General features: G+C 62.6%; 18 protein-coding genes and 1 pseudogene. 14 read left to right on the top strand and 5 right to left on the bottom strand.

The window, feature by feature from the left end; genetic code table 11:
- From ACYQZ5_RS14140 to ACYQZ5_RS14125, 4 genes and pseudogenes are all read right to left on the bottom strand, one after another.
- A pseudogene (locus ACYQZ5_RS14140) lies at positions 1 to 427 on the bottom strand (hypothetical protein); the annotation flags it as partial.
- Between the two features lie 120 nt (positions 428 to 547).
- Complete coding sequence (locus ACYQZ5_RS14135; protein WP_379730413.1) at positions 548 to 1,549, bottom strand: Cdc6/Cdc18 family protein; 1,002 nt, start codon at positions 1,547 to 1,549, stop codon at positions 548 to 550.
- 210 nt (positions 1,550 to 1,759) lie between these two features.
- A complete protein-coding gene (locus ACYQZ5_RS14130) occupies positions 1,760 to 4,006 on the bottom strand; it encodes an ATP-binding protein (protein WP_379730414.1) in 2,247 nt (748 codons plus the stop codon).
- Between the two features lie 50 nt (positions 4,007 to 4,056).
- The gene (locus ACYQZ5_RS14125) at positions 4,057 to 4,314 is read right to left on the bottom strand and encodes a hypothetical protein (protein WP_379730415.1); all 258 of its coding nucleotides are present in this window, start codon (positions 4,312 to 4,314) and stop codon (positions 4,057 to 4,059) included.
- Positions 4,315 to 4,517: 203 nt separating this feature from the next.
- Between ACYQZ5_RS14125 and ACYQZ5_RS14120 the strand changes: the two genes are divergently transcribed.
- Entirely contained in the window at positions 4,518 to 5,123 is a 606-nt protein-coding gene (locus tag ACYQZ5_RS14120) for a site-specific integrase (protein ID WP_379730416.1), read from the top strand.
- A gap of 72 nt (positions 5,124 to 5,195) precedes the next feature.
- Positions 5,196 to 5,519 (top strand): hypothetical protein, encoded by a 324-nt coding sequence (locus tag ACYQZ5_RS14115; protein ID WP_379730417.1) that lies wholly within the window; start codon positions 5,196 to 5,198, stop codon positions 5,517 to 5,519.
- 3 nt (positions 5,520 to 5,522) lie between these two features.
- Here the strand turns inward: ACYQZ5_RS14115 and ACYQZ5_RS14110 are convergent, their stop codons facing one another.
- The gene (locus ACYQZ5_RS14110; protein WP_379730418.1) at positions 5,523 to 5,708 is read right to left on the bottom strand and encodes a hypothetical protein; all 186 of its coding nucleotides are present in this window, start codon (positions 5,706 to 5,708) and stop codon (positions 5,523 to 5,525) included.
- A 235-nt stretch (positions 5,709 to 5,943) separates the two neighbouring features.
- On the opposite strand from ACYQZ5_RS14110, the gene ACYQZ5_RS14105 reads away from it, so the two are divergent.
- The 12 genes from ACYQZ5_RS14105 (at position 5,944) to ACYQZ5_RS14050 (ending at position 14,421) form a co-directional block, all read left to right on the top strand.
- A complete protein-coding gene (locus tag ACYQZ5_RS14105) occupies positions 5,944 to 6,183 on the top strand; it encodes a zinc-ribbon domain-containing protein (RefSeq protein ID WP_379730419.1) in 240 nt (79 codons plus the stop codon).
- Positions 6,176 to 6,412, top strand: coding sequence for a hypothetical protein (locus tag ACYQZ5_RS14100; RefSeq protein WP_379730420.1), 237 nt, complete (start codon positions 6,176 to 6,178; stop codon positions 6,410 to 6,412). The genes ACYQZ5_RS14105 and ACYQZ5_RS14100 overlap by 8 nt, the downstream gene beginning before the upstream one ends.
- Positions 6,409 to 6,756, top strand: a complete 348-nt coding sequence (locus ACYQZ5_RS14095) for a hypothetical protein (protein WP_379730421.1) — start codon at positions 6,409 to 6,411, stop codon at positions 6,754 to 6,756. Before ACYQZ5_RS14100 ends, ACYQZ5_RS14095 begins: the two co-directional genes overlap by 4 nt.
- A complete protein-coding gene (locus tag ACYQZ5_RS14090) occupies positions 6,753 to 8,558 on the top strand; it encodes a hypothetical protein (protein WP_379730422.1) in 1,806 nt (601 codons plus the stop codon). Before ACYQZ5_RS14095 ends, ACYQZ5_RS14090 begins: the two co-directional genes overlap by 4 nt.
- Position 8,559: 1 nt before the next feature.
- Entirely contained in the window at positions 8,560 to 8,976 is a 417-nt protein-coding gene (locus ACYQZ5_RS14085) for a hypothetical protein (protein WP_379730423.1), read from the top strand.
- 1 nt (position 8,977) lies between these two features.
- On the top strand, positions 8,978 to 9,337 hold the full coding sequence (locus tag ACYQZ5_RS14080; protein WP_379730424.1) for a hypothetical protein: 360 nt from the start codon (positions 8,978 to 8,980) through the stop codon (positions 9,335 to 9,337).
- Between the two features lie 91 nt (positions 9,338 to 9,428).
- The gene (locus tag ACYQZ5_RS14075) at positions 9,429 to 9,782 is read left to right on the top strand and encodes a hypothetical protein (RefSeq protein ID WP_379730425.1); all 354 of its coding nucleotides are present in this window, start codon (positions 9,429 to 9,431) and stop codon (positions 9,780 to 9,782) included.
- Positions 9,779 to 10,072 carry a hypothetical protein gene (locus ACYQZ5_RS14070; RefSeq protein ID WP_379730426.1) on the top strand — a complete coding sequence of 98 codons (294 nt, stop codon included), beginning with the start codon at positions 9,779 to 9,781 and terminating at the stop codon, positions 10,070 to 10,072. The genes ACYQZ5_RS14075 and ACYQZ5_RS14070 overlap by 4 nt, the downstream gene beginning before the upstream one ends.
- 61 nt (positions 10,073 to 10,133) lie before the next feature.
- On the top strand, positions 10,134 to 10,496 hold the full coding sequence (locus tag ACYQZ5_RS14065) for a hypothetical protein (protein ID WP_379730427.1): 363 nt from the start codon (positions 10,134 to 10,136) through the stop codon (positions 10,494 to 10,496).
- 1 nt (position 10,497) lies between these two features.
- A complete protein-coding gene (locus ACYQZ5_RS14060; protein ID WP_379818782.1) occupies positions 10,498 to 12,246 on the top strand; it encodes a hypothetical protein in 1,749 nt (582 codons plus the stop codon).
- Positions 12,239 to 13,045, top strand: coding sequence for a hypothetical protein (locus ACYQZ5_RS14055; protein WP_379730429.1), 807 nt, complete (start codon positions 12,239 to 12,241; stop codon positions 13,043 to 13,045). Before ACYQZ5_RS14060 ends, ACYQZ5_RS14055 begins: the two co-directional genes overlap by 8 nt.
- Positions 13,042 to 14,421, top strand: coding sequence for a hypothetical protein (locus ACYQZ5_RS14050; RefSeq protein ID WP_379730430.1), 1,380 nt, complete (start codon positions 13,042 to 13,044; stop codon positions 14,419 to 14,421). The genes ACYQZ5_RS14055 and ACYQZ5_RS14050 overlap by 4 nt, the downstream gene beginning before the upstream one ends.
- Positions 14,422 to 14,588 lie beyond the last annotated feature (167 nt).

The following is a 14,588-nucleotide window of genomic DNA, read 5'->3' as shown; positions in this document are numbered from 1 at the left end:
CACGGGCTACCCCGGCCAGCTTGGCAAGGGCACGAACCAACATCTCCTGCCCGTCATCACCTTGGAGATCACTCCCTCGATACAGGGCGTCGATGTCCGGTAACACGACCACCTCGGTGTTCTCGCCGAGATTCGCCTCGAGGTTTCCGATGAGCGCGGTGTGCTGATAGGGAGTGAATCCTCGAGCCACGTCGACCCGTTCGAGCACCCGTCTATCCGGAGACACCTCGGCGAGCGTGTCTGTCGTGCAATATCGCCCGGTCCCGACCCAGACTGCGCGACCACTTTCGAGTAACAGGCGGTCCACCATCAGGGTCTGAAGAGGTAGACGCGGGTCGTTCTCAGCTTCGACCAGCGTAATACCTGAATCGAGTGACGGGAGTTCAGGGATCGTCAATGATGGGGAGTCGTTCCTCTGGTGTAGCATATCTCCAACAACCGGGAACAGCTCCAAGAGTGTCTCTCGGGAGGTTCCGAACGGTTCCGGATAGGCCAAAACCGCCCAACGGGGACGCGGAGACGGTAGTTCCGAACGGTGTTCCGGAGGCTACTCCACGATCTGGTACGTTTTCGCACCTCCCTCGCTATCTGTGGTGATCAGGTTGTAGTGCTCGAGCTTCGGAAGGTGCCGCTCTCGAAGCGCTCGGAGCGTGATCGGGTCGGGGTGTTCTCGCTTGTAGTGCTCGTAGAGTTCTTTCTGGATCAGCGGACCGGCCTCCTCAAGACACTCGTAGAGGACACGCTGGTGGTCGTTCAGCTTCGAGATCGCTTTCTGGCGCACCTCCTCTTCGGCGTCAAGAACTGATTCGCGCACGAGACGACGTGGAATTGACGACAGTCCCTCGTCGGCTGCCTTGCGTGCCGAAACCCGCAGCGCCGTGATGGCCCGACGAGCGTCGCCGTCGGCCATCTCGGCGATCTCCTTCAGCGTCTCGCGCTCGACAGCCCCCGGATCGAGACCCTGACTGGCGCGTCGGGCGAGAATCTCCGTCACTGTGTCGGCAGTGTATCTGTCGAATTGAACCCGATATCCAACTGAGACTCGCGAGCGGACACGCTCCTCAAGGCGGGCAAGGAGGTCGACCTCGCGGTTCGCGATGCAAATCCAAGAGAGCCCGTAGATCGAATGGAGATCGTACAGCGTGTCCGGATCGCGAAGCTGGTCGACTTCATCGAGAATGATCACACTCGGCGAGTCGAGCGACGACTCCAGCTTATCGACCAAATCCCGCGCTGGGGCATTCTTCGGCACGGCCGCGTTGGCAAGGTCCTTCGCGGCACGCTCCAAGACGCCGGAACGCGTCGATTCCTTCCAGCAGTTCACGTATGCCGTTGGGACCTCGAGTACCTCGCGCCGGAGTTCCCGTACGGCAGCTCGGGCGACCGTGGTTTTTCCGGCACCGCTCGGCCCGAAGAGGTAGCAGTTCTCGGCGCGAAAGCCGTCCTCGATCGGCGCGAGAGCGTCGGTGACCTCGTTCATCTGGCTGTTTCGGCCAACTATCTCCCGTGGGAGGTGGTCTTCGTCGAAGACGGTCCCGTCTCTCAGCATCTACTCAGATTAGACAACGGAACACTCCATAAGTGGAACCCCTGCAGTTCCGAATGGTTCCGAATGGCGCGGAGGATTTGATGCCGAGAGCATTCGGACAGCCCTTGAGGGTGGCAAGCAGTGGAAAGTATCAGCGGAAGACCCAGCAAACGACCAATAGCCTCTGAGACGACGGCTCTTCGTGCAGAGATCACTGGTGGGCAAAGCCAGTTACTCTTCGCTGTGCCACTCCACGGTCGAGAAGACGTGATCGAGTTGGTCGGCGAACTCCGTGTCCTCAAAGGCGTAATCAATGTCGTCCTTAGACGCCACGCCGTCAGAGCTGAGTGCGTACTCGACGAGGTTTCCAAGATCGCGAATCACCGCGGCGATTACGTCGTGATCCTCGTTCGCGAAGTAGATCGCCGCTTCACGACTGGCGTCTTTCAGGGTTTGCCTGTCTTGGATGAGGGGATCGTTGTCTTGCCGGGCTTGGTTCAGATCTGAGGCTAACTCAACGATCATGCTCCGGAACCCGGATTGTGCTCCTCCGTAGACTCCTCGGGTTTCGATGGCCTGTTCGAGGTCCGACTCGGGGTCAACAGAGATATCGAGATCGGGGTTCTGGAGGTGATAGTCTAGGGTCTTCAGCAGGTTTTTACAGAATATATAGTCGTCTTGGCTAAGCCCGTAGAAGTCTTGGATGAACTGTTTCGCCTCGTTTCGGGCTGTGTCTTCCTTGTTCGTCTCGCCGATGCTGTCATAAAACATCGCTTCTGCGAGTTTCGAGATGAGGTACCCGAGGCCCGCTACGAGATGGATGTCTTGGTTGGTCGTTAGTCTGCGAATCGTCTCGGTGATCTCTTCGAACGTCTTCTCGATCTTGTCGTCCTTGTTGTGGTCCTCCAACGATCCCGCGAGGGTGACGGCTCTCGCGACTTCGGTTACTAGGGTCTTCTCCGGCGGTTTGTCTGTCTCGGTCTCCAGAATTTCTTCGACAGGCTTTGAACTCTGATCGTCGCCGTTCGCTCGTTCGGTGACATCTGACCAGTCTACGTCCTCCTGCCCACTGTAGTAGAGCGATAGACTAGTTTCCGCTTCGTCTTCGTTTACAGCTGGATCTTGGAGTAAATTCACCAGTTGCTGTTCTTTCGACTCCTTGGTTGGTACTTGGTCAAGGTGTAAGTCAACCATTACACCGGTAGCGAACCGATCCCCCGTGGTACGTGCAAACTCTTCGACTGCCTCGGAATTAGGGTTGCTTCCCAGAACAAAGTCCCACAGAAAATCCTCCAGAACGTCGATTAGAGGGCTTTCAGTCACGTCGTTCGCGTATATTGTGGCACACTCCCTGTGTTGTTCTGCGAGACGTTCTTCAGATATAGAGTTCCTGAGATAATCGTGCAGCAGATCGTGTGGTTTGTAGACCGGATACGAGTGGTGGCCGATCTTCTCGAGCACCGATTCGCGGTAGAGGCTCTGTAGTTCTCTCCTCGTTTTCGTTGTATCCTCCCCAATAAGTTTTGAGACAATATCTCGACGGAATTCCGACAGAGCACAGATGTTTCGAAGTAATCGTTCTTGGTCCTCGGCGAGTTCGTTCAGGAATTCACTCTCGAGGTAGCTGTGAATCTGAGACTCTGGGAGGTCGTTGAGTGCGGACTCGACGCTACTTTCGACAGCTATCGAGGCAAACCGATTCAGGTAGTAAGGATTACCTTTGGTGACTTCTACGACTTCTGAGATTTCTTCCTCCGATGGGTCGAGTCCTGCTTCCGATAGGTACGCTTCAGTTTCCTCCGTGTCGAATTCACCTAGTTCGACTGTAGTGATCGGGATGTCGTGCTCTGTAGCCAATCTTCGTTGAGAGCCAACACAGAAGACGACGTTCTCCGGAAGGTCTCTTGAGAGACTTTTGAAGAGGCGGTCGAACTCCTCTTGCCTAGCTTCGACTCGATCGTAGTGATCTAGGAGGACCAAGAGCGTGCAGTCGGGGTTTAGGTTAGAGAATTCCCCGAGGAAGTCGGTCAAGATTTCTCCGTACAGTGGGACGTTAGAGTCTGAATCTTCTTCGGGGAGGAGGTGCTTACCCACTGAGAGAGTGCTAAGTCCGGGTACGACTGCGCCGCCTCCGGCAGAGAGTAGGTCGATGGCGGGGTCCGTGTACTTAGAACGAATTACCCGGTGAAGGGCCTGTTTGGCCCTCTTCGTCTTTCCCGACGGAACTTCTTCTTTCCACCGTTCTTGGAATTCTGCCCCGAACTGTTTGATACTAGTTAGCCCGCTGTTGAACTGGAAATCGAGGACGAAGACGTCGTCTTCATCCGCGTACTGCTGTCTGATTTCTTCGAGAAAGCGTGTTTTCCCGTGACCACTAGGCCCGACTATGGAGTAGAAAGACCCACTAGAAGATTCGATTCCGTCAAATACAGTCCGTAGCTCTTCCTGACGATCGATAAACGAAGGAAGCTGACTCATGGAAGAAGATGTTGTCTGATGGAATACCTTCTTCCGTAATATATCCTCTGTTAGTATTCCTTTTCGATAGACTCGAGCGTGTCGTCTATGCTCTGGATCTGGTTTCTTAGAGAGTGGACGCGTTTCTCGACCATCTCGTCGTCGCTACAGTCGATTTCCGCCCGTAGGTACCTCGTCTCTTTTTGGCACCTGCTTAGATCAGACTCGGTGATTTCGAGGGCTTTCGATTTAGATAGGTCTTCTCGGCGTTCTGAACTACGCCAAAAGAGGACCCCGAACTTCTCCCTGAAAAATTCGCCAGCCCTCATTGATATTGGGCAATTGGGCTCGTCCCGATCATAAAAATCACGGTTAGTTCAACGGTCAACGAAATTAGTGGGGACAGTCTATCGGACTGACTCAACCTACTTCTTGCACAAGTCGGAAGCGACCCCCCGCAAACCCGCCCCGATCACGGCCGAAACCCGGTCGGTTCTCACCCATTATGTGCGATCTTCTTCTACAAGGCTCTATGCGATTGGAGGCCACCAACAAGCCGGATCAGTACAAGTGCTGGCTCACCGACGACGAGCTGGAGGAGCTCCGCCGCGCGGCCTCGAGCCATCGCGACGACCTGATCGTTCAACTCGGCGGCTACGTCGGCCTCCGGGCGTTCGAGATTCCCCAAATCTGCCCGAAGCACGTCAAGCGGACCGAGGACGGCGACCACTTCCGGCTCCGCGTTCCGGAGGGGAAGGACACGACCGGCGGCGGTGGGAAGCCCCGGGACGCCTACCTCCCGCGCGACGTGGAGGGCGACATCCACCGCTACCAGACCGCCGAGGACATCGGCCGCCACGAGCAGCTCGTCGATCTCTCCGAGCGGGGCGTCCGGGCGGTGGTCAAACGCACGGCCGAGCGCGCGGCCGAGGCCACCGGCGACGGCGACTTCCGCTACGTCTCGAGCCACGATCTCCGCCGGCGCTTCGCGCAGCGGCTCCTCGTCGATCGACAGATGAACCCTCGCGTGGTCATGCAGGTGGGCGGCTGGGACTCGTTCCAAGCGATCGAGCCCTACCTGAACGCGCCGACGCCGAGCGTCGTGAACGAGGCGTTCGAGGAGGCGGGGTTCGCGTAGTACAGGCGTGGGTTCGATCGTTTTCGGCCTCTCAGGGTAAAGCCTAAACAATACCATCTCCGACCGTTTGACATGGCCGACCCGGCATCATACGGCGATCTACTCCGTCTCATCGCTCTATCACTGCCTGCGCTTGCTCTACTTCTCGTAGCGTTCTCCAATCTGAGGGAACTGTTCGAAATAGAATCACTCAATTTGGGGATTGTTCTGGTGTTAGGTTCAGTATCCTTCATGGGCCTCGCTGCAATATTCTCGATAACGCCGTTCGCGTCCGGGTTTGGTGGCTCACCGCTCAGGGTTTATATTGTGTTTTTCGGGCTTATTGCGGCCCTTATGTGCATCACAGTTGCTTCTGGGATAGCTGCTTTCAGTGTCTTCTATGAGAATATTCTCTAGAACTCAGTCGTCGCGCTTCCCGGGACGGCGAATCTCGGCCGTGTCGTCGCCCTCCTCCGCGTAGAACGGTATCTGGTCTCCCTGCTCGATCTCCCACTCCTCGGCGAGCGGACTGGGGATCGTGACCGTCACGCTGCCCTTGGTTTCCTGTGCGGTCCGGCAGTCCGCGAATCGTTCCTCGATGCCCATACGTCTCGACTCTCGTGGTCTATCATAAAACGGGAGAACCGAACAGATTCTCATAAAGTCTATTAGATTCCCCCCAATTTTCTGCGATTTAGGCGCTGTCGTTGCCATTCGCGAGTATCGGCCGAGCGGCTCGGCCGACGACAAGTATGGACGACGACACTCGGGGCTCTGAGACAGAGCCCGACACGGCGGAGAAAAGGCACGACCCACAGCGCTGGGAGCGCCGGAGGCGGCGATGGTGAGGACGGTCCGGAAGCGGATCGCGGACCGGATCGCGCCGTCCTCGACGACCTGCTCAGCCTGCGGGATCGAGATTCCTGACGACTCGATCTTCTGCCCGCGATGCGGAGCGCGCGAGCCCGACGCCGGAGAGCCCGGCGTCGTGATCCGAGGGGTGTCAGAGGAGACCTCGGAGGCGCTCACCGACGCGCTGCAAGAGGTCGGCGTCGACGAGGACCTGATCCAGTATGAGTGAGGGCGACCTCCCGGCAACACAGAGCGAGCAGGATCTCCCAGAGCCGGAGGGTGGGGTCGATCTCGAGGCAGGAGAGCGGCTCGGATCAGCAGCGGACGCGATGGAGGAGTTCAACCGACTCCTCTGGCAGTTCGCCCGTTCGCTGATCATCGTGGTCGCGATGCTGCTCTCGATCTCGATGCTCGTGATCGCGTACTACGGCGCCGAGTTCATCGTGGGGCTGGCATGATCCGGGATCGACTCCGACCTCGAGCGTCGGCGCGCCAGTTGGTAGCGGCGGCGGGGCTGCCGTTGATCGCCCAGTCGGTGCTGTTCCAAATCGCGCTGGCGGGTGGGGAGTTCTACGAGGAACCGAACGGTAGCGTCTATCAGAACCCGGACGGCGCGGGCTGGGGAACGACCTACTACGACTACGGGTTTTTCGGGCCGTACTGGACGCTCGATCTCGCGCTAGTCGCGAGCGTCGGCGTCGCCGTGATCGTCTCGATCCTCGCGATCCTCGCGGTCGAGTACCGAGTTCGGCGCGGCGCCGGCGTCGACGACAGCGCTGACCCAGCGGGGGCCGCAGCGTGACGCCGAGCTGGTCGCCGACGGGGATCGACCTCAGCGAGAGGTTCCGCGCCTACGTCGACGGACTCCGAGAAACGCACGACAACCGCGCCGAGGACGGCGGAAACGTCCATTCTGAGTTCATGACCGAAGACACTACTGACGAGACAGCATCGACTACGACCTACCGAGACGCGTTCTTGGGGGCCGCACACTTCGCGCACCCGGGGAGTGTCACCTTCGCGTTCCCGGCGATCTCGGACACGCCGATGGGTCGGCGAGCGTTCCTCGCCGGCGTCGGCGCCGCCGCCGCGACCGCAGCGACGGCCGGTACGGCAGCCGCCCAGTCCGAGACCGAACAGCAGGACCTCGTTCCCAACTTCGACAGCGAGTACACGCCCCAGCCGCGGCTCACGGGCGCGCAGTTCCGCGTGACCGAGCACGACGTGGCCGACATGGGCGAGCTCGACTACGTCGACAACGACGGGAACATCAAGTCGTTCACCGAGGAGTTCGGGGCCGTCCTCGCCGAGCCGCCGGAGGCGGACGACGAGACCCACAACCCTGTGGGCTTCCACCCTAGCGAGATCGACACAAGCGAGTACACCGCGTTCCCGCGAGACGTGACGCGGACCAACGCCGACGGCGAGGAAGAGCCCGTCTCCGCGCTCGACGCCCAAGAGTGGACGACCGACGCCTCGAGCACTGCCGGCTCGATCACCGTCGGCGACGCCGAAGACGCGCTCACGGTCTCGACCTCGAGTCAGACGAGCGGCGATGTGGCCTCGGCGACGTTCTCGAACTTCACGATCGACTCCGGCGAGCAGCGGAAGATGCTCCAGTTGGTCCTGGACGTGAACACGCTCGAGGCCAGCGCAGTGGTCAACGTGAAGGCCGTCGACGCCGGCGGTGCGTCGGTCGTCACGACGATCGACTCGGCGGCCGACTCCGCGGCAGAGTCGACGATCGCGACCACACAGGGTCAAGGGATCGTCTACCAAGTCGAGCTCGGGAAGCTGTCCGGCGGGACGAACCTCGACACGCTCGAGGAGATCGTGATCGAGATCTCCGAAGCCAACGCGGACCTGACGATCCACGGCCTGAACCTCGAACTCGACACGGAGTGGACCTTCGGCGAGCGCGAAGTGTACGACTCCGCGGAGGAGACGGTGGTCACGGAGACACTCGTCGAGCCGACGGGGATGTCGTGGATCACGTCGCTCTCGACGCTGACCGAGCAGTTCAGCGACGCGACGATCCGGAACCTCGAGTACAAGACGCAGGTCCGCGCAGACGAGTCGCCCGCGAGTAACTGGGACGCGGCGATCGAGCCGGTCGAGCGCGGTACCTACTCCCATCGCTTCAAGATGGCTGGCGGGCTCGAGGTTCCCGGAGGCCTGTACGACGTAGACGTAGTCAAGGCGGGGACGCTGGTGGGCGAGGTCCGGCACCCGGAGAGCGCCTATCAGACCGTCGAGTACGCACACGACCTCTCCTCGCTACCGACGCTGGACAATCTCGATGAAGTATCGTGGACTGATGTCACCAATCACTTCCAAGACGCCGAGATGGAGGCCGAGGTGACGATCTCGCAGAATGCTAGCGCGGGCGACCAGATCGGCATCCACGCGGTCGTGACCGAGGACGAGGGGATCGTCACCGAGATGGCGGTCTCGTCCGGCTCCGGCGGCGGCGGTGCTGCACCGATGTCGAACAACAGCGGCGGGTTCATGAGCGATCCGATCGGCTGGATCGTGGCTGCTCTGACCGGCGTGGTCGGCACGCTGGGCATCTGGAAGGCCCGAGGCTCGGGTCAGGGGCAGTAGGATGGCCGACGACTACACTGCCCAAGACGCGGTCGAAGACGGGACTACTGGCGTCGAGGAGCAAGGCGTCGGTGGCTACGCGCAGGGCGCGGTGATCGGCTCGTCGCTCTCGGCGCTCGGGATCGCGATCGCGAGCTTCATCCTGAACCTCCAGTCGACGATCTTCGAGCCGATCGGCGCGTTCACGGGATCGATCGCTGACTACATCGGAGGGACGATCGGCGCGCCGGTGATCATCACTGACGCGGGCGCGGAGACTTCCGCCGAGTCGTTGGCTACGGGTACAGCGTCGTTGCTGGGGCCGTTCGCGTTCCCGGTCGCGGTGCTGGTCTCGGTCGGTGGGATGAGCATCTTCCTCTGGTGGATCACGAACACGGAGATCAACCCGCTCTCGGTGTTCTCCGACGAGGACGAGTAACATGAGCGGCGCCGACACCGACCCGGACCAGTACATCGAGGGGGGCTCTATCGTCTGGACCGGACGGAAGGGCCTCGCGGCCGGGATCGTCGGCACGTTCGTCACCCTCCTCGGGTGGATGTACGCGTCCTTCATCGATCTGATCGTGACCGGGATCAACGGCGTGATCTCGGGCTACGGGTCGTGGTACGCGAAGCTGCTGAGCGCCCCGTTCGAGGCCGGAGCGGGCGAGGTAGAGGCTGCGATCGAGACGGGCAGAACGGCGATCACATCGTGGGGACTGCTGGCGTTCCCGATGGCAGTGCTCGTGACCGTGCTATCGCTGTCCCTGATCCTCTGGGGGGTGTCTCGCTTTGTCTAGTGATTCCTCGCTCAACACGATGAGCGGCGGATCGAGCGGGAGCACCTCCGGAGACGGTTCGAGTGGGAGCTCCTCCAACGGAGGCTCCGCGATGGAGAAGTTCGCGAACGACCCGGACGGGTACATTCGCGGCGTCGTGCTGTCGATCTTCGTCGGCGGGATTCTCGGACTGGTCTCAGCGGTCGTGGGCTCCGGGATCAACGTCATCTCGACGATTCGCGGAGTGCTCCTCGGCGGCGGCTCGGAGATCGCTTCGCAGCTGGGGAAGATCGGGGACATGTTCGTCTCGGTCGCTGTCGACACGCCGATCAGTGCGATAGGCGGGATCGCGGAGTCGGCCGGGGTTTTCGCCCCGTTGGTCTCGGCACTGATCTTCGCCGCGGTGGCGGCGATCACGGCAGCGCTGCTGTACGCGACCTACCGACTGGTGGTGATCATCACATGAGCAAGCGCGACGGCGGGCTCGCTCTCGGGATCGGGGGAGTGTTCGCAGCGGGCGCGGATCTGCTGATCAACGGCGGAGGCGCGCTCATGCTCGCGCTCGACTTCTTCCTGAACCAGAGCGGGCTGATCTACATGGTCACGGCGAGGCTGGCGGCGGCGGCGCCGAACGTGGCGTGGCTGCCGGTCGGGCTCTTCTCGAGCCTCTCGACGGCTATCGCCCTCGTGACGGCCGTGTACGGGCTGTATCGGATAGCGAAGAACCTCAACGAACGACGGAACTCAAACTCATGACGGATTCCGAACAGATGAACGACGAACAGACACCCCGCATGCGGGGGGAGGTCGATCGACGATGATCCCCCTCTCGACGCTCGCCGTCGTGGCGGCCCTGGGCGGCCTGCTGTCAGTGGTCGCGCTGTGGGTGATCAACTACCGATCTACCGAGGACGCTCCGAAAGCGACCTCGAGGACCACGGAGACGGTCGTGGGCGTGCTCTCGGCGGCGGTGTTCAGCATCGTCGTCGCGGTCTCTGAGTTCACGGGGCTGATCGGCACCGTGGGCGACGTGGTCGCGACCTCGCCCGCGGGCGTCGGACAGGCCGTGCTCGGGTTCCTCGCGATCGCCGGCTTCGGCGGTTGGCTCGAGATCGGCGTCGTCGGCGGGACGATGATCGTGGTCGCAGTGCTCGGGATCACAACGGCGGTGAGGAACTGACATGCGGGGACGCTCCCGCGGTGTGGTCGCCGTCGTGGCGCTGCTCGCGCTTCTCGCGGTCGCTGCGGGAGCGCCGACTGTCACCGCCCAAGAGAACGAGACGGCCAACACGACCGCGAACACGACAGTAGAGACCGGCCCCTACACGCTTGAAGAGCTTCGGGACCGGGGCGTCCGTGGGTCTGAGACCGCACCACCCTCGGTTCGTCGATACGGCGACGGCCAGCTGTGGCTTCGGTACGCTCTGACGGGACTCGGCTCCTCGGCCGGGAACCCGGCGACGTACAACTACCTGAGCAGCGGGACGACCGTCAAGCGCGACGAGGTCTACCTCGGCGGGTTCCTCGGCTGGGACACGACGACTGAACTCGACGTGGAGCTGGTGTACTGGCAGAAGGGTCAGGTCCGCGTCGAGGACGAGGAGGGGAACGTCCGGTACGAGCCGGCGGCGGTGAACCAGACGGTCGAGGAGACGAGCGTGACGCTCTCGGGCGGGTACGACCGGGAGTCGATCGACCTGCTGACCAGCTACGACGAGCTCGAGCGCGTGACGATGTTCGTCTCCGGCCCAGACGGGGACGCGACATGGCGGTTCAACATCAAGACCTCAGTGCTCGCGCAGCCGGTCTCGATCGACACGCGCAGCGACCTCGCACTCTGGGGACTCGGCTTCGTGCTGCTCATGCTGGTGCTCACGCTTGCGCTCATGAAGCTGGCCCACCGGCTGCACGAACGCGCCGGGAAAGGGCCGGGCTACCCGATCTGGCTCTACATCGCGGGGGCGTTCCCGATCGGTTTCCTGACGTTCGTGCTGGGCTACCAGCAGGTGCTCTCGACGGTCGCTGAGGCGCCGTGGATTCTCATCCCGTTGGTCGCGCTGTTCGCGACGATCGCGGCGATCAACTGGTGGGGTGACGACACGGAGAGCGTCGGCGTCGTCCACGTCGACATGACCTCGCCGCAGGCCCACGAGGACGGGTCGGGGGACATCCCGGTCAGGGTCGAGTCCTACGAGGTCGCGGAGGTCGACGGCGTCCGCGGGCTCGTGGTCGACGGGATCACGCCCTACCTCGCGCGGGCTCGAGGAGCGATCCCGGAGCTCTCCCTGTTCTGCGGGGGCGAGGAGCGAACCGAGGATCCGAGCCTCCGGTTCCCGGGCCGAGGGAGCTACGACACGATCTACTTCGCGGACCCGTTCGAGTCGGACCCGACGACGGTCAAGCGGGAGGGCTGGTCGCTCTCGCACCTCTACGAGCCACCGGAGACAGACCCGGATGCGGGGGCCGTGGACCAGATCGTCGATCAGCTCACCGCGGTCGCGTGGGAGCGACTGATCCCGGCGGCCGGGATTCTCGCGGCCGGCTGGCTCCTCGGCGGCCTGCTGGTCGCGAGCTCGGCGATCGGCCTGCTCGTCTCAGCGATCCCGGCGGCGATGTACGCCGGCCAGCCCGTGAAGGGGTTCGCCGAGTGGCACCTCGCACCGGCCTCGTACGGGAGTGTGCTGGTCGCACTCGTCGACGCGAAAGAGGAATTCGACGAGGTCGCTGATCGGGACTACTTCCGGCAGAAGTACCACGAGGAGATGGGCAAGAACGCCGCCGAGCACAAGCGCCAGACCGAGGAGTCGGAGCTCTCCCGGTTCGAGCAGGTCATGGAGGAACTCAACGGCGACGTGCCGGAGGACCTCGACTCCGAACTGACCCAAGACAGCGCCCAGCAGGCGCGCACGGAGGCGGCGAGCGATGACTGATCTCTCGCCGCCGGAGTTCGGTGCCGACGCCACGAGGGCGGCGCTGGAGACGCTCTCGCGTGACCAGCGCGACCTGATCCGGTCATGGCTGGCGGGCTTCGAGAGCCGCGAGGACCTCCTCCGCTGGTGCCACGAGGCGTCGGTGCTGACGCTCGGCTACCTCGATCGAGAGTGGCACCTCGAGCGGCTCATGTCCGGCTCGGAGCTCTCGACGCACATCGTCACCGACCAGCGGTTCCGATGGGTTGACGAGGGCGACACTGCGCTCGAGCCCGAGCACGCCCGCGAGTACAGAACCGTCCTCGCGAGCGAGGACCTGATCCCGGCGTGCCGGTCGGCGCTGCGCTCGATCCGGTGGTCGACGGTGGAGCGCACCCACGACCACGACGAGGACAGCCCGATGCGGGTGGACCCGGAGGTCCAGAGCGATCCGGCGATGCGACCCGCGATCACCGAGGCGGCCGAGCGCCAGGAGTGGGTGATCGACCGCGGCCTCGAGGGCTTCGGCTCGCTGGACGACGTGGTCGAGACGTGGGTCCCGACCGCGATCCAAGCGTCGTTCGGCGAGATCGACGAGGACCTCGCAGCGGACTTCTGGCGCGAGCAGCCGCTTCGAGAGATGTTCATCGAGCGCCGGTACGACGACGGCGCCCCGCGGTTCTTCCGGGAGACGTTCATCGCGAGCGAGCTGCTCGGGCCGTTCAACCTCGCGATCGCAGAGCTTGCTGACCGCGCCGGAGAGGCTGTCTCCGGCGGAGAGACGACCGACCACAGCCCAGCTACCTACCCCACTTCATGAGCAAATCACTACGCACCGAGGTTCAGACCGAGTCGGAGATCCGGCAGCAGATGTCGCAGGTCTTCGACACGCACGACAAGTCCGCTCAGGCACGCGGAGATCCGACGCTGCCCAACCACAACGACGGGCAGGACATGTACAAGTCGCTCGGGATCGCGCCGTTCCACAAGTACCTCGCGCTGAACGAGAAGCGCGGAAAGAACGTCGCAACGTATCCCTCGGCATGGGTCACGCCGCTGGTCCACATGCGAGAGCGCGAGATCGAGCTCGTCGAGCAGCTGGTCGGCGAGGTCGACTTCGACCCGGACGAGCCGTACCCGAGCCACGAGGCGCTCGAGGACTTCCCCCGACCACGGGCGAAGGTGCTGGAGTGGATCGCCGACGACGATGGGCACCGGGTAGCGCCGAAGGCTCAGGGTCGCCGGACGATCGACGCGTGGACCGCTGGCGGCTCCGACTACCTCGCGTACGGGAAACCCGGCTCGGGGAAGTCGACGCTGATGGACTTCACCGCCTCGGTGCTTCAGGGCGTCAACAACGAGACGGTGCTGCTGGCGGACACGATGGACGACAGCGGGACCAACGACCGCGCTGAGTGGCTGCCGCTCGCACCGTGGGCGACGATCGCGGTGCCGGAGGGAATCCCGGTGGAGGTCCGAATCGTCCCGAACTCGCCCGAGGTCTCGTCGTTCGTGGTCGGCCTCGAGGACATCTGCCGGGACGTGATCCGGTACTCGTCGCCGCTCGATCTCCTCGGTCAGCTGATCGAGGGACAGTTCTACGTCGTGTTCCCGGACCCGCTCCATCGCGGGTGCGAGGACGTGAGCAGGTTCGCGTACCACCCGCCCGGGCGCGTGACGCCGGTCGGCGAGGAAGGACCGTCGTCGCCGACGCCGGCGGACCAGTGGTGGTTCGCGTTCGTGCAGGGGCGGATCAAGTCGGACCTGTTCACGCACTGGACCTCGCTGATGTTCGACGAGGCGGGGAACATCTTCGATCCGGACGCGCAGAAGGACGAGCACGAAGAGTACCAGAAGGTCCGGAACTTCGCGAAGGACTTCGCTGACGCCCGGAAGAAGGGTGTGAGCGTCTACTCGTACTCGCACGCGCTCTCGGAGGTGAGCCACTTCTTCCGCGCCAAGCAGCGCTGGTGGATCACGATGAACGGCATGACGCCGCCGATCGGGAAGACGCTGCCCGGCGACAAGACCTGCCCCATCCCGACGAGTCGCTACACACGGGATATGGGCAAGGGCGAGGCCATGGTGTGGAACGACTCGAACTACGCCTCGATCAACTGGCCGAACATCAAGCGCGGAGCCCGCCTCGACGCGGAGGTCTCCATCGACTTCGACTTCGAGGCGGTGGGGCTATGACGGGTCGATCGACGATCTCGCGAGAGCGCGTTTTCTCGCGAAGATCGAAAAGAAGCGATCGAACCCGGGGGTCGCGTCGAAGATCGACCTCTCCACGGTCTGATATGCCGATCGAGATCGCGGGATCAGTTGGCCTCGCACGCGCGCGTGGCTTAATCTTCAACTGG

The sequence above is a fragment of the Halolamina salina genome (assembly GCF_054653455.1).
The sequence above is the reverse complement of the archived record's forward strand: the minus strand, read 5'-3'. Positions and strand labels throughout refer to the sequence as shown.